General features: G+C 32.8%; 14 protein-coding genes and 1 pseudogene. All 15 read left to right on the top strand.

The window, feature by feature from the left end:
* Nucleotides 1–118: 118 nt before the first annotated feature.
* The 15 genes and pseudogenes from ACZZ95_RS02735 to ACZZ95_RS02665 all read left to right on the top strand — a co-directional run bounded on the left by ACZZ95_RS02735 (nucleotide 119) and on the right by ACZZ95_RS02665 (nucleotide 14,946).
* On the top strand, nucleotides 119–325 hold the full coding sequence (locus tag ACZZ95_RS02735; RefSeq protein ID WP_463467923.1) for an addiction module protein: 207 nt from the start codon (nucleotides 119–121) through the stop codon (nucleotides 323–325).
* Nucleotides 325–624, top strand: coding sequence for a type II toxin-antitoxin system RelE/ParE family toxin (locus ACZZ95_RS02730; RefSeq protein WP_463467922.1), 300 nt, complete (start codon nucleotides 325–327; stop codon nucleotides 622–624). The genes ACZZ95_RS02735 and ACZZ95_RS02730 overlap by 1 nt, the downstream gene beginning before the upstream one ends.
* Before the next feature lie 370 nt (nucleotides 625–994).
* On the top strand, nucleotides 995–1,822 hold the full coding sequence (locus ACZZ95_RS02725; RefSeq protein WP_463467921.1) for a prephenate dehydratase: 828 nt from the start codon (nucleotides 995–997) through the stop codon (nucleotides 1,820–1,822).
* Nucleotides 1,823–1,978: 156 nt separating this feature from the next.
* On the top strand, nucleotides 1,979–3,124 hold the full coding sequence (locus ACZZ95_RS02720; protein ID WP_463467920.1) for a pyridoxal phosphate-dependent aminotransferase: 1,146 nt from the start codon (nucleotides 1,979–1,981) through the stop codon (nucleotides 3,122–3,124).
* Between the two features lie 120 nt (nucleotides 3,125–3,244).
* Nucleotides 3,245–4,105, top strand: a complete 861-nt coding sequence (locus ACZZ95_RS02715) for a prephenate dehydrogenase (protein ID WP_463467919.1) — start codon at nucleotides 3,245–3,247, stop codon at nucleotides 4,103–4,105.
* 12 nt (nucleotides 4,106–4,117) lie between these two features.
* Nucleotides 4,118–5,201 (top strand): annotated as a pseudogene (locus tag ACZZ95_RS02710) (chorismate mutase).
* A 481-nt stretch (nucleotides 5,202–5,682) separates the two neighbouring features.
* On the top strand, nucleotides 5,683–7,677 hold the full coding sequence (locus ACZZ95_RS02705; RefSeq protein WP_463467918.1) for a VIT domain-containing protein: 1,995 nt from the start codon (nucleotides 5,683–5,685) through the stop codon (nucleotides 7,675–7,677).
* Nucleotides 7,661–8,911: a DUF2135 domain-containing protein gene (locus ACZZ95_RS02700; protein ID WP_463467917.1), complete on the top strand. Its 1,251-nt coding sequence runs from the start codon at nucleotides 7,661–7,663 to the stop codon at nucleotides 8,909–8,911. The genes ACZZ95_RS02705 and ACZZ95_RS02700 overlap by 17 nt, the downstream gene beginning before the upstream one ends.
* Nucleotides 8,912–9,068: 157 nt before the next feature.
* The gene (rsgA, locus tag ACZZ95_RS02695) at nucleotides 9,069–10,046 is read left to right on the top strand and encodes a ribosome small subunit-dependent GTPase A (RefSeq protein WP_463467916.1); all 978 of its coding nucleotides are present in this window, start codon (nucleotides 9,069–9,071) and stop codon (nucleotides 10,044–10,046) included.
* A 30-nt stretch (nucleotides 10,047–10,076) separates the two neighbouring features.
* Complete coding sequence (locus ACZZ95_RS02690) at nucleotides 10,077–10,439, top strand: four helix bundle protein (protein WP_463467915.1); 363 nt, start codon at nucleotides 10,077–10,079, stop codon at nucleotides 10,437–10,439.
* 34 nt (nucleotides 10,440–10,473) lie between these two features.
* Complete coding sequence (dtd, locus tag ACZZ95_RS02685) at nucleotides 10,474–10,926, top strand: D-aminoacyl-tRNA deacylase (protein ID WP_463467914.1); 453 nt, start codon at nucleotides 10,474–10,476, stop codon at nucleotides 10,924–10,926.
* Nucleotides 10,927–10,990: 64 nt separating this feature from the next.
* Nucleotides 10,991–11,197, top strand: coding sequence for a hypothetical protein (locus ACZZ95_RS02680; RefSeq protein ID WP_463467913.1), 207 nt, complete (start codon nucleotides 10,991–10,993; stop codon nucleotides 11,195–11,197).
* Nucleotides 11,160–11,606, top strand: a complete 447-nt coding sequence (locus ACZZ95_RS02675; protein WP_463471613.1) for a DUF3857 domain-containing protein — start codon at nucleotides 11,160–11,162, stop codon at nucleotides 11,604–11,606. The genes ACZZ95_RS02680 and ACZZ95_RS02675 overlap by 38 nt, the downstream gene beginning before the upstream one ends.
* A gap of 77 nt (nucleotides 11,607–11,683) precedes the next feature.
* Nucleotides 11,684–12,898 carry a DUF3858 domain-containing protein gene (locus ACZZ95_RS02670; RefSeq protein ID WP_463467912.1) on the top strand — a complete coding sequence of 405 codons (1,215 nt, stop codon included), beginning with the start codon at nucleotides 11,684–11,686 and terminating at the stop codon, nucleotides 12,896–12,898.
* Between the two features lie 29 nt (nucleotides 12,899–12,927).
* Nucleotides 12,928–14,946, top strand: coding sequence for a transglutaminase domain-containing protein (locus ACZZ95_RS02665; RefSeq protein ID WP_463467911.1), 2,019 nt, complete (start codon nucleotides 12,928–12,930; stop codon nucleotides 14,944–14,946).
* Nucleotide 14,947: the final 1 nt, after the last annotated feature.

The raw sequence follows: 14,947 nt of genomic DNA, 5'->3' as shown, positions 1-14,947 counted from the left end.
GGCTAAAGCCTAAAAGGTTTAAATCTCTCTAACCTCCAGCTAAAGCAGGAGGCAATTCAGAATATATCTCATGTATTTATTTTTACTAAATTTGTATATTCAATTTAATAATAAAAATATGGAAATCAAAAATTTATCTAAATATAGTAATGCTGAAAAAATTGTTTTGGCTGAACAACTGTGGGATAGTGTTTCTAAAGAGAATTTAGAAGTTTCTGATGAAGTGAAGAGAGAATTAGATATTCGTATTCAAAATTTAGAAGAAGGAAAAACTGAATTATATACTTGGGATGAAGTTAAGGCTCATTTAAGATCTATTAGATAATGAATAGAGTTACGTTTGTCAAAGAAGCATTATTTGATGTTGAAGATATTGTTATTTGGTATGAAGAACAAAGGATAGGACTTTCGTATGATTTTGAACTTTGTCTGGAAGCAGGACTTGATCAAATATCAAGAAACCCAGATGCCTATCAAAAGAAATACAAAAATGTAAAAATTAGATTTATTTCAAGATTTCCTTATGGAATTCACTATCGATTTGAGAAAGAAGAAATTATTGTTATAGGAGTATTCCATACCTCTCGCTCTCCTAAAAATTGGTCAAAGAGATTAAATTTATAATTAAATCTTAGCATCTTAGCAACTCAGTCCCGAGGCTTCAGGATAGCATCTTAAAAAACCCTTTGTAAATATCTCACTTTAAGCCGATATTTTTATATTATCATACAAAACCCGCTAAATTTGTTAAGAAATCCTTTTTTGTTTCATAAAATGCATTATTTTTTTTGGTGCGGTAAAAATAATTTATACATTCGCAGAGAATTTACAAAATAACACAAACAAAATGGCATCTAACCGTTTTTATTTTAGCAACTCTTTTTATTTCTTCTTTAGTAGAAGTGAGGATTGTGCTATGGTTATTTGAAAAATATAAAATACAAATAAAACTAATATACAATCCTGATGCAAATCAGGATTTTTTTTTGAATATATGACAACGAAAATTGCAATACAAGGTATAAAAGGTTCTTTTCATCATCAGGTTGTGAAGGAGTATTTCTCTGAAAATGTGGTTATTGATGAGTGTTTGTCTTTTGAGGAGTTGGTTGACAGCCTTCTTTCTGGAAAATCAGATCAGGCAGTAATGGCGATTGAAAATTCTATTGCAGGGCCAATTATTCCAAATTATGCTTTGATTGACAAGAACAATTTACACATAATTGGAGAGCATTATTTGAGCATTCACCAAAATTTAATGACTTTAAAAGGTCAGAAAATTGAAGATATAAAAGAAGTTCATTCGCACCCAATGGCACTTTTGCAGTGTATGGATTTCTTGAAACAATATCCAAATATAAAATTGGTTGAAGATAAGGATACGGCCGAAACAGCAAGAAGAATTCAGGAAAAACAATTAACAGGAATTGCGACTATAGGGAGTAAAGTAGCTTCGGAAATGTATGATTTAGAAATCATAGCGCCGGAAATTCAAACGATCAAAAACAATATGACTCGTTTTGTAATTATCAAAAAACAAAATTCATTTTTGCCGGAAAATGAGATTAACAGAGCTTCAATCAAATTTGAATTAGATCATAAAAGAGGAAGCCTTGTTGCGGTTTTAAATGTAATGAGCGACTGCAAATTGAATTTAACAAAAATTCAATCGCTTCCAAAAATTGAAACGCCTTGGAAATATTCATTTTTCGTAGATGTAACATTCGAGAAATACGAAGATTTTGCCAAAGCCAAATCGTTATTAAATATAATGGCAGAATATTTAAAGGTTTTGGGAGAATATAAAAATACTAAACCTTAGGAAAAAGAAATTCCAATTTTTTGAAATTCCAAATTCCAATCCCGAAGCTTCGGGATGTAATAATAAATTGTCAGGCTGAGCGAAGTCGAAGCCCACGAAGTTAGAAGTTTAAAAAGAGCCTAAAGCTTACAGCTTAAAACCTAAAGCAAATAAAAAATGATTACAACAGCAAAAAGATTAGATACAGTTGAAGAATACTATTTCTCATCAAAATTGAGAGAAGTTCGTCAATTGCAGTCTGAAGGAAAATCGATCATCAACATGGGAATTGGAAGTCCTGATTTGAGTCCGTCGAAAGAAGTTATTGAAGCAGTTGCTTCTGCAATTTTAGATGAAAACGGGCATGGTTATCAGAGCTATCAGGGATTACCGGAATTGAGAAAAGGGATGGCAGATTTTTATCAGAATCAGTTTGGTGTTGAATTGAACCCTAATAATGAGATTTTGCCTTTGATGGGTTCAAAAGAAGGAATTATGCACATTTCGTTAGCATTTTTAAATGAAGGCGATCACGTTTTAATTCCGAATCCAGGTTATCCAACGTATACTTCGGTAACTAATTTGGTAGGTGCAGTTCCGGTTTATTATGATTTGAAGGAAGCAAATGCCTGGGAACCGGATTTTGAAGCTTTGGAAAAATTAGATCTTTCGAAAGTAAAAATTATGTGGCTGGGCTATCCGCACATGCCTACAGGAGCGAGAGGAAGTTTAGCGTTATTTGAAAAATTGGTTGCTTTTGCTAAAAAACACAATATATTATTGGTTAATGATAATCCGTATAGTTTTGTTTTGAATGATAATCCGATGAGTTTATTGCAGGTTGAAGATGCAAAAGATGTGGCTCTGGAATTAAATTCATTAAGTAAAACGTTCAACATGGCTGGCTGGAGAGTCGGAATGGTTTTAGGAAATGCTGAAATTATCGATGCAGTCTTAAAAGTAAAAAGCAACATGGACAGCGGTATGTTCTACGGAATTCAAAAAGGTGCAGTTGTCGCGTTGAATTGTGATAAATCATGGTTTGAAGATCAAAACAAAATTTACAGACGTCGTAGAGAATTAACAGAAAAACTAGCAGAAAAATTAGGGTGTAAAGTTTATAAAGAAGGCGTTGGACTTTTTGTCTGGGCAAAATTGCCGGAAGGAATCGAATCATCAGAAAAGTTCATTGACGAAATATTATACGAGAAACATATTTTCATCACGCCCGGAACCATTTTTGGAAGTAACGGAGAAGGATATATAAGATTCTCATTGTGTGTGAAAGAGGAAAAAGTACAAGAAGCGATAGATCGATTTTAGATTTTAGACTTTAGAGTGTAGATTTTTGATTTCAAACTTTGCGAACTTTGAGGTTAAATAGGTTGGAATTTGCAATTTAAAAAATTTGGAATTTAAAGTTTGCTTCAAATAAAAAGAATTATGAAAGTATACGTAATAGGAATAGGGTTAATAGGCGGTTCGATGGTGCTGGACATCAAAGACCAACATCCTGATGCTACTATTTTTGGAATAGATAATAACGAAAAACATTTGCAGGAAGCAATTGATTTGGGCGTTATCGATCAGGCGGGAAGCTTTGAAGAATTAGCTGAGGCTGATTTTGTAATTGTTTCGGTTCCTGTGGATGTGGCGCTGACAGTTTTGCCTAAAGTTCTGGATTCGGTTGGAGATAAAACCATTGTTTTTGAAGTAGGATCGACTAAAAAGCCAATTTGCGAAGCGGTGGCAAGTCATCCAAAAAGAAGAAATTTTATTGCCACACATCCAATTGCAGGAACAGAGTTTTCTGGGCCTTCGGCGACGATAAGAGGTTTGTTTCAAGGAAAAACAAACATTATCTGTGAAGTGGAAAAAACCACTTTTAAATTGCAGGAAAAGGCGTTAAAACTTTTCAGCGAAATAGGAATGAGGATTCGATATATGGATCCAACTTCACACGACAAACACATCGCTTACGTTTCGCATTTGTCGCACATCAGTTCGTTTATGCTCGGTAAAACGGTAATGAACAAAGAAAAAGACGAACAGGACATTTTTGACATGGCGGGAAGTGGATTTGAAAGTACAGTTCGTCTCGCAAAAAGTTCACCCGCAATGTGGACGCCGATTTTTAAGCAGAATAAAGAGCACGTTCTCGAAACATTAGAAGAATACATTTCAAATCTCAGTCGGTTTAGGGATTTGTTAAAAGATGAAAATTACAATGCCATTTTTGAAGAAATGGAAAGCACAAATAAAATAAAAGAAATACTAAACGGATTAACAACAACTAAAAAGTAAATTAGAATTAAGATGGAAAATAAAAAAGAAATGAGAAAGTGGTTAGAAGATTTCAATTTAAATCACCCACTTGTGATAGCAGGACCATGTAGTGCAGAAACAGAAGATCAAGTATTGAAAATTGCTCACGAATTAAAAGATTCAAAAGTTAGTGTATTCAGAGCGGGAATCTGGAAGCCAAGAACGCGTCCAGGAGGATTTGAAGGTGTTGGAGAAATTGGTTTGAAATGGTTACAAAAAGCTAAAAAAGAAACTGGTTTATTAATGGGTACTGAGGTTGCAACTGCAAGCACACTGTAAACTAGCTTTAGAACATGATATCGACGTTTTATGGGTTGGTGCCCGTACAACTGCAAACCCATTCGCTGTTCAGGAAATTGCTGATACTTTGAAAGGAACTGATAAAATCGTTTTGGTTAAAAACCCTGTAAACCCAGATTTAGCTTTATGGTTAGGTGGTGTTGAGCGTTTACATATGGCTGGAATCGAGAAATTAGGAGTTATTCACAGAGGTTTTTCTACTTACGAAAAAACAAAATACAGAAACATTCCAGAATGGCAGATTGCTATCGAATTGCAAAATAAATTCCCTGATTTACCATTGATCATCGACCCATCTCACATTACCGGAGATCGTAAAATGATTTTCGAAGTAACGCAAGAGGCTTTAGATTTGAATTACGATGGTATGATTATCGAAACGCACTACGATCCGGATAATGCTTGGTCTGATGCGGCACAGCAAGTTACTCCAGACGTTTTGAAACAAATCATTAAAGATTTGACTATCAGAAAAACGGATGATACTACAGATCAATACACTCAAAAAATGACTAAATTAAGAGCAAACATCGATGTACTTGATGCTAACTTGTTAGAGTTATTAGGAAAACGTATGAAAGTAGCTGACGAAATTGGTCAGGTGAAAAAAGATGCAAACGTAGCAATTCTTCAAAACAACCGTTGGAACGAAATCTTAGGAAAAATGATTTTGGAAGGTGAGAAAAAAGGCCTTACTGAAGAGTTTGTTTTAAGAATGTTCAAAGCAATTCACCAAGAGAGTATTGGTCACCAAGAGAAAATTTTCAACGCATAATTTTTTCTAAACATATAAGTGATATAAGTGAATTTAAGTTTTTTGAAAACTTTTTTAAAGTTTTCTTATAACATTCTTTGAAAATAGATTGTTTTTTAAAATCCCTATTTCTTCGAAAGAAGATTTGGGGATTTTTGTTTTTATATGACATAGCCCACGGTTTCAACCGTGGGAACGCAATCAATATTGGCAATCTTTGGGAATCACAATGCATATTTATACTCTTTGTTCCCAAGGTTTCAACCGTGGGAACGCAATCAATATTCGTAATCTTTTGGGCTCACAATGCATATTCATACTCTCTACGGTCGAAACTGTGGGCGATGTTTTACAAGATTTCAATTTCAATCTTGGGCTAATTTTTCTCGTATACTTCATATGGTTTAAATTTTTTTATAACCCATTCCAACCTTTTTTAATCTTCTGATCTCTATGTAATAAAGTCTAAACTCTTTCGTTATTAAAATTAAAATATTAAAATATGTCGGAAATTTCTCAAAAATATTTGAAATTATTGTTTTGCTTTATGTTGTTTATTGGCGCAAAAACTTTTGCACAAAGCCCTGAACTAACTGTTAAAGGCGATGAAGCTGAAAAAGTGAGAATGAATAAACTTTTTGTCAATGTAAAAGTGGTTGGAAACATTGCCTATACAACTGCCGAAATGCATTTTTTTAATTCGGGTACACGCCAAATGGAAGCAGAACTTATTTTTCCGTTGCCGGAAAATGTTTGGGTTTCAAGATATGCAATTGATATCAATGGAAAAATGAGAGAGGCTGTTCCGGTAAATAAAAATAAAGGAAAGCAGGTTTTTGAGGCCATAGAACATCGTCGTGTAGATCCGGGATTGTTAGAGAAAGTAGATGGAAATAATTTTAGAACCAGAATTTATCCATTAATGCCCAATGGAGAGCGAACTGTAATTATTGGTTACGAAGAAGAACTTTCTGCTTCTGACAAAGATAATCTGGCGTATCAATTGATAAGTCGTTATCCTAAAAAACTGGATCAGTTTGAGTCGCATATTTCGGTTTTAGGAACTTCCGTATCACCAATTGTTCAGGAGAATTCGGGAGAAGAAATTGTTTTCTCAAAATGGAATCAATCTTTTCAGACTTCTGTTAAAAAAGAAAACTATCAGCCATCTGAAAAAATAATAGTTAAAATTCCAATTCAGCAAAATATTCCTGGGGTTGTAATGCAGAATGTTGGGGGTCAGCACTACTTTTACGGGAATACTTTTATTGAAGGGAATAAAATCGCCAAGAAATTACCCGCTTCAATTGGTTTAATCTGGGATAATTCGTTGAGTTGCAAAACAAGAGATTTAAAGAAAGAATTGAATTTGCTTGATGCTTATTTTCAGAAAGTAAAAAATACAAAAGTGACTTTATACTTTTTGAATTATACTTTCGAAAAGCAAAAAGAATATCTGATTTCGAATGGAAACTGGTCTGAATTAAAAGCTGTTTTAGAAACCACAAAATACGATGGAGGAACCCGATTTTCAAAAATCAGTCTTTTATCTCATGACGAATATTTGCTTTTTTCTGACGGACTTTCTTCTTTAAGTGAAAATGCTTTACCAAAAAGTAAAAAGCCAATTTACACGATTACTTCATCTGTTTCTGCCGATTTTGCTTTTCTGAATTATTCAGCGATGAAAACTGGCGGTAGTTTTATCAATTTAAATCAGGTAAATGAAGAAAATGCTTTGGATAAATTGTTTAATAATAATCTGAAGTTTTTAGGAATTAAAGAGAATTATACGGTAACAGATTTGTTTCCAATGACGGGGACTTCAGTTTCAGGAAGTTTTAGTTTTTCGGGAATTTCCCTGAAGCCGAAAAATGAAATAACCTTATTGTTTGGTTATAATAATGAAGCTGTTTTAGAAAGAAAAATTTCCCTTGATGCAACTCTTCAAAATACAGACGACATCAATATTGAAAAACTTTGGGCACAGAAAAAAATAGCAAATCTGGAATATGAATATGTTAAAAATGCTGACGAAATAGAACTCTTAGGAAAGAAATATGGAATCATTACTAAAAACACTTCGCTGATTGTTTTGGAAAATATTCGCGATTATATTTCGTATGATATTCTTCCTCCTGCAGAATTGCGTGATGAATTTGACAGAATCAAAAAAAAGGAACAAGATGTTGCTTTGGCTAAGCAAAAAAATAATTGGGAAAGTGTAGGAGGGTATTTTACATCATTGAATTATTGGTGGGAAAAAGATATTAAGTACGAAAAACCAAAAGTTGTACCAAAAAATAATATCAAAAAAGAAACTGATGGTAGTTTTACATCAGCGACCCCTGTTGAAAGGGGACCTGATCGAAGAGTTATTAACGAAGGCGCAGACCTTATAGCTGATGAGCCTGTAGGAAAAGGGCCAAGTACAACAGTAAATGAGGCTTCTGAGTTGAAAGAAGTTGTCATTAATACATATGCGAGCACCTGCTAGAAAAAGAGAATTTACAAGTTCAGTGCAATCTATTTCATCTACCACTATTTCCAGCGGCGATGACATGCCTGCCGAGGGTCTTCAAATAGTCGCTGCACCAAACAATAATACAGGTGTCATTAGAGAAAGTGTTTCGGTAAATTTGTCGACAAAACCTTTACTAATTTTGGATGGAAAACCTTTTGAAGGTGAATTATCAGATTTGGATCAGGATAAAATTGCTTCAGTAGATTTTCTTAAAGATGCCTCGGTAACTGCAATTTATGGAAGTCGAGCATCAAACGGAGTCGTAAGAGTTGTTACGAAAAATGGAGAATCAAATGCGTTTAATAGCGAACCTAAATCTTGGAATCCAGATCGTTTGTATCTAAAAGCTTTAGCAATTGCACCAAAAGAAAAACAATATGAATTGTATTTTGAAATAAGAAATGGGCAGGAAAGAAATCCAAGCTTTTATTTTGATGTAGCGCACTTTTTCTACAATCAGGGCGATGTCAAAAAAGCTTTACAGGTAATCAGTAATATTGCCGATTTAGGTTTAGAAAATCATCAATTGTATAAAACACTGACTTATACTTTGCGTCAATGGCAGGATTATGAAGATGCATTGTTTACAGCAAAACAAGTGGTAAAATGGCGCGCACACGAACCTCAGGGTTTAAGAGATTATGCATTGATTCTCGAAGATGCAGGAAAATATCAGGAAGCTTTTGATCAGTTGATAAAAGCGCTGGAAGCAAATTATTATGGAGAAATGAGGGCTCATTATGCAGGAGTAGAGTATGTAATTTTAATGGATATTAACGGTTTAATTTCTGAACATTCAGGATTAAATACAGATAGGTTAGATCAAAAATACATCAAAAAAATGCCTGTTGATATTCGAATAATCTTGAATTGGAATCAGATGAATGTTGATTTAGATCTTCATGTTATTGAACCAAATGGTGAAGAATGTTATTTTGGACATAGAACAACAGAAGCAGGAGCAACATTGTCTAGAGATTTTACGCAAGGTTATGGTCCAGAACAATATTTAATTCGAAATGCGATTAAAGGAAAATATAAAATCAAGACCAATTATTTTGGAGAAACAAAATTGACAGAAAATGGTCCTGCAACAGTTATGGTAGAAATTTATACAACCAGAGCGGGAAAAGTTTCTAAAACTTTAAAAACGATTCAGCTTGGAAAAATAAAAGAAAATGAAATTTTAGCCGAAATTATCTGGTAAATTTTCCAATTTAAGAGTAAGTCTTTAATTTTAAAAGGCGAAGTTGCGTTGTTCAATTCTAAAAACGTAATTTTGCCTTTTATTTTTTATTCTTCTAAAGAATGAGAAATCTAATCCCGAAACTTCGGGACTAAAATCAGTAATCTAAAATTAAAGAATGACAGGACTCGTATATAAATCTACAGGAAGCTGGTACACTGTAAAATCTGAAACAGGTGATTTTATAGAATGCCGTATGAAAGGGAAGTTTAGGATGAAAGGTATAAAAAGTACCAATCCTATTGCTGTAGGCGATATTGTCGATTATGAACTCGAAGAAACTTCGGATGCTGTAACCGGAACGATTTTTAATATTCACGAAAGAAAGAATTATATCGTTCGTAAATCGGTTAATTTGTCACATCAAATGCATATTATCGCATCTAACATTGATCGTGTTTTTTTGTTGATAACCATAAATAATCCACCTACAACTTTTAATTTTATAGATCGGTTTTTGGTAACTGCTGAAGCTTATAATATTGAAACTATTTTGGTTTTTAATAAGATAGATACTTTTGATGAAACAACGCTTGATGATCAATTGTATATGCAGTATGTGTATCAGCATATTGGCTACAAATGTCTTCGCGTTTCTTCCACCGAAATGAAAGGTGTTGACGAATTAAAAGAAATGATGATTGGCAAAGTAAGTATGTTCTCCGGACATTCGGGAGTTGGAAAATCGACTTTAGTAAACGCCATGGAACCTTCTTTACATCTTAAAACAAAGAACATTTCTGAAGCCAGTAAACAGGGCCAGCATACCACAACTTTTGCCGAAATGTATGATTTGTCTTTTAATGCAAAAATTATCGACACGCCAGGAATTAAAGGTTTTGGAATTGTTGATATGGAAAAAGAAGAAATCAGCGGCTATTTTCCTGAATTTTTCAAGCTGAAAGATCAATGTAAGTTTAACAACTGCCTGCATAAAGAAGAACCGCATTGTGCTATAAAAGCGGCTTTGGAAAAAGACGAGATCGCTTGGTCACGTTACAATAGTTATCTTAAAATCCTTGAAGGAGATGACGAACATTATCGTACCGATACTTATGATGAAGATCGTAAAGCGAGTGATGAAACGAGAAAATAATTGTGAATTATGAATGGTTAATTGTGAATTATGGCTGACAATGTTATAAAAACAAAGTCGTTTAATTTTGCTTTGAGAATTGTGAAATTATTTCAATTTTTAAATCAAGAGAAAAAAGAATTTATTTTAAGTAAACAACTGCTTCGCGACGGAACATCAATTGGAGCGTTAGTTCGTGAATCTGAGCAGGCAGAAAGTAAAAAAGATTTTATTCATAAACTAGCAATTGCACAAAAAGAAGCTAACGAAACAGATTATTGGTTAGAGTTACTATTTCAATCTAATTATTTAAATGAAACCCAATTCAAATCGATAAAATTGGATATTGTAGAAATCAATAAAATTTTAGCATCAATTATAATTACAACGAAACAAAAAATGACTGCAATATGAATTTACAATTTACAATTTACAATTCACAATTACCATGAGAATAATTCTTCAAAGAGTTTCTCACGCGTCAGTAACAGTTGATAATCAAAAAACTGCGGATATTCAAAAAGGATTATTGGTTTTAGTTGGTATTGAAGATGCCGATAATCAGGAAGATATTGATTGGCTTGCTGGGAAGATTATAAAAATGAGAATTTTTGGTGATGAAAATGATGTCATGAACTGCTCGGTTCAAGATATAGACGGGGACATTATCGTTGTGAGCCAATTTACACTTCATGCTTCTACAAAAAAGGGAAACCGTCCTTCTTATATAAAAGCGACAAAACCAGACTTTGCAATTCCGATGTATGAGAACTTTGTAAAATCATTGGAAAAAGAGTTCGGCAAAAAAATACAAACAGGAATTTTTGGTGCCGATATGAAAGTTAATCTCTTAAACGACGGCCCAGTTACAATAATTATGGACAGCAAAAATAGAGAGTAAAATTTTATTAAACATTTGTTAAGGATTTCTGAAAATAATATATATTTGACGAAAATACCTACTAATGAAAAACCTCTTTTGCGCGTTATTTTTTGTATTATTTACCGCCAATTCTTCTGCTCAAAAGAGCGATTATTCTATTCTTAAAATTTCAGACAGTCTTAAAGAAAATGCAAACGCTGTTCTTCGTTTAGATCAAATGGATATTACTATTGCTTCGCAAAGAAGTATGAATATCAAAGTGCAAGCAGGTTTTAACCGTCTTAAATGAAAAAGGTTTAAATGATATTGATGCATTTCAGCATTATGATAAATCAACTTCAATAAAAAGTATTGAAGCTGTTGTTTATGATGCTTTTGGTAATGAAATAAAAAAAATAAAACGAAAAGATTTTAAAGACCAGAGCGCCGTAAGCGGCAGTACTCTTTTTTCTGATAACCGTGTAGTCTTTTTAGATTATACACCTATTTCCTATCCTTTTACAATTGTTTATACTAGTGAAGTCGAAACTTCTAACACGGCTTTTATACCACAATGGTATTTTTTAAGCAGTTATAATTTAAGTGTAGAAAAATGTGTGCTAAACATAACCTATCCTAAAGAACTTGGATTTAAAAAGAAAGAGTTCCGTTTTTCTGATTTTAAGATAAAAAAACCGAAGATTCTGATACAAGGCTAAGTTATACAGCGGTTAATATTTTAGCACAGCGACAGGAAGATCTCAGCCCTTCTAATACAGATCTTTTTCCTAAAGTAATGATGGGTCTGGAACGTTTTCATTTAGAAGGAGTCGATGGTACTGCAACAACTTGGGAAGCTTTTGGTAAATGGTATGGAGAAAAGATTCTCAATGGAACTACAATTTTACCTGAAGAAACTAAGACGAAAATAAAAGCACTTGTAGGAGATGAAAAAGATCCTGTAAAAAAAGCAAAGATTATTTACGATTATGTTCAAAAGAAATCCAGATATGTCAATATTGCTGTTGGTATCGGTGGCTGGAAACCAATGATGGTCGCAGATGTAGATCGTTTGGGATATGGAGATTGTAAAGCATTATCTAATTATACAAAAGCACTTTTACAAGTTGTTGATGTTCCGTCGTACAATACTATTTTATATGGAGATCGTTATAAATCTGATATTCAATCCGATTTTGTTTCTATGCAGGGTAATCATATGATTCTTGCAGTTCCAAATGGCGATAATTACATCTGGCTCGAATGTACAAGTCAGGACGATCCATTTGGTTATCAGGGTACATTTACAGATGACAGAAATGTATTGGTGGTTAAACCAGAAGGAGGAGAAATTGTTCGAACTAAGATTTATGACGATCAGGGAAATACTCAAATAGGAAAAGGAATTTATACCATAAATCAAAATGGTGATTTCTCAGGCGTTTTAAAAATTGCTTCACAAGGCAGTCAGTATGCAACGAAAGCCAGAATCGAAACTTTACAGCCCAACGAAAAAGAAGAACATTATAAAGAATATTGGGACAATATCAATAATTTAAAATTGGGTAAAATAAATTTTACCAATGATAAAGAGAATATTTGTTTTATTGAAGATGTACAGTTAAGTGCAACCAATTATGGAGCAGTTTCTGGAAATAAAATGATTTTTGTATTAGATGCTTTTAATCAATATACGGGAAATGTAAAACGAATTCGAAATCGTAAAAATCCATTTCAAATTCAGCGCGGCTATTTAGATACAGACGAAATTGAGATCAATCTTCCAGAAGGTTTTAGTGTCGAATTTCTTCCTCAGAATTATGAATTAAAAGGAAAATTTGGAGAATACAAAACCGAGATTATAAAAAAAGAAAATAACAAATTAACCTATAAAAGATCTATGTTTTTAAACAAAGGTAAATATTCGAATAAAGAATATGATGAATACCGTTTGTTTATGGAGCAGATTTCTAGAAATGATAATGCCAAAATAATATTAACCAAGAATTGACCAATAATAAACCAAAAACCAAAAAACCAATGAAAATCATTAATCTATTTATCTTGTTTGTGATTTCCTTATTGACTCACAAAGCAATTTCGCAGGAGTTTAAATTAGGAAAAGTTTCAGTAACAGAACTTGAACAGAAAGTGCATCCAAAAGATTCCTCAGCGTCTGCCGCTATTTTGTACAAAAAAGGATTGTCGCGTCTTGAATATGATATGAATGAAGGATTTGTAACAATAACAGAAGTAGAAACCAGAATTAAAATTTATAAAAAAGAAGGATATGACTGGGCAAATCAAGAAGTTTGGTATTATTCCTCAAGCAATACCAAAGAAAAAGTGTCCATTTCTGATGCAGTTACGTATAATTTAGTAAACGGTAAAATTGAAAAAACAAAGCTCAAAAGTGATGGCGTTTTTGATGAAGTTCTAAATAAATATAGATCTCAGAAAAAGTTAACAATGCCTAATGTAAAAGAAGGCTCGGTAATTGAATTTAAATACTTTATTCGCACCCCATTTGAAATGATAAGAGATTGGGATTTTCAAACCAGCATCCCTGTAAATTATTCTGAATTTTCAACCTATATTCCAGAATATTATATTTTTAGTCCAAGACAAAAAGGGTATATTTTTCCTAAAGCTGTTACCACAAAAAATAATAAGTCTATAGTTTTTAATACTAAAGAAAGAAGTGTTCCAACAGGTTTAGGTGCCGTTAAAACAGAATATTCGAGTGAAAAGGTCGATTATGTAGAACTTAAAACTACTTATACTGCTGTAGATTTTCCTGCAATGAAAGAGGAAGCATTTGTAAATAATATTGAAAATTACACCTCGTCAATAGCGCATGAATTGGCGGTTACAAAATTTCCAAATAAACCAATTAAAGAATTTTCAACAGATTGGAATTCGGTTGTAAAAACAATTTATGAATATGAAGATTTTGGGCCTGAATTGAATAAAACAGGTTATTTTGAAGAAGATTTAAAAAAATTACTGGCAGGAGCTAATACACCAGAAGAAAAAATATGGGCAATTTTAAATCATGTAAAAACAACTGTTAAATGGAATGGTTATACAGGATATGGTTGCGATAGTGGTGTTAAAAAAGCGTATAAAGAAAAAACAGGAAATATTGCAGATATTAATCTAATGCTTACAGCCATGCTTCGTTATTCTGGCTTAACGGCAAATCCAGTATTAGTAAGTACACGATCTAATGGTATTGCTTTGTTTCCTAACAGAACTGCTTTTAATTATGTAATTGCAGCCGTAGAAACTCCAAATGGCTATATTTTATTAGATGCATCTGAGAAGTTTTCAACGCCAAATATATTACCTCTCAGAGTGCTAAATTGGTCAGGAAGATTAATAAGAAAAAATGGAACATCAGAAGAGATTAATTTGATGCCAGAAAAAACATCAAACAATAATGTGTTTCTAACTTTTAATATTGAAGCCGATGGAAAAGTTACCGGAAAAACAAGAAGACAATCTCAAGATTATAATGCCATGATTACGAGAGACAATATTTTCAATGTAAAAGAGGAAGAGTATTTAGAAAAATTAGAAAATAGAAACAATAAAATTGAAATAAGCGAATACTCCAAAACAAATGAAAAAGATATTCTACTGCCTATTATAGAAACATATTCTTTTACAGGGAATAATTTGTGCGAATTAATAGGAGGGAAAATTTATGTAAATCCGATGTTGTTTTTTACAAATGAGAAAAATCCTTTCAAACAAGAGGTTCGAGAATATCCAGTCGATTTTAGTTACCCTTTTGCAGACAAGTATAACATTACCATTAAAATTCCAGATGGTTTTGCTGTAGAAACATTGCCTGCTCCGGCATTGGTTACTATGGAAAATAATTTAGGATCTTTTAAGTATAATATTGCAACAAACGAAAATACACTTCAAATTTCTGTAATGCATCAAATTAATCAAGCAATTGTATCTGCAGAAAGTTATGATATGCTAAAGGAGTATTACAAAGGAATGATTGCAAAAGAAACAGAGAAAATTGTATTAAAACGTATTTAAT

The sequence above is a fragment of the Flavobacterium sp. AC267 genome (assembly GCF_979258715.1).
The sequence above is the reverse complement of the archived record's forward strand: the minus strand, read 5'-3'. Positions and strand labels throughout refer to the sequence as shown.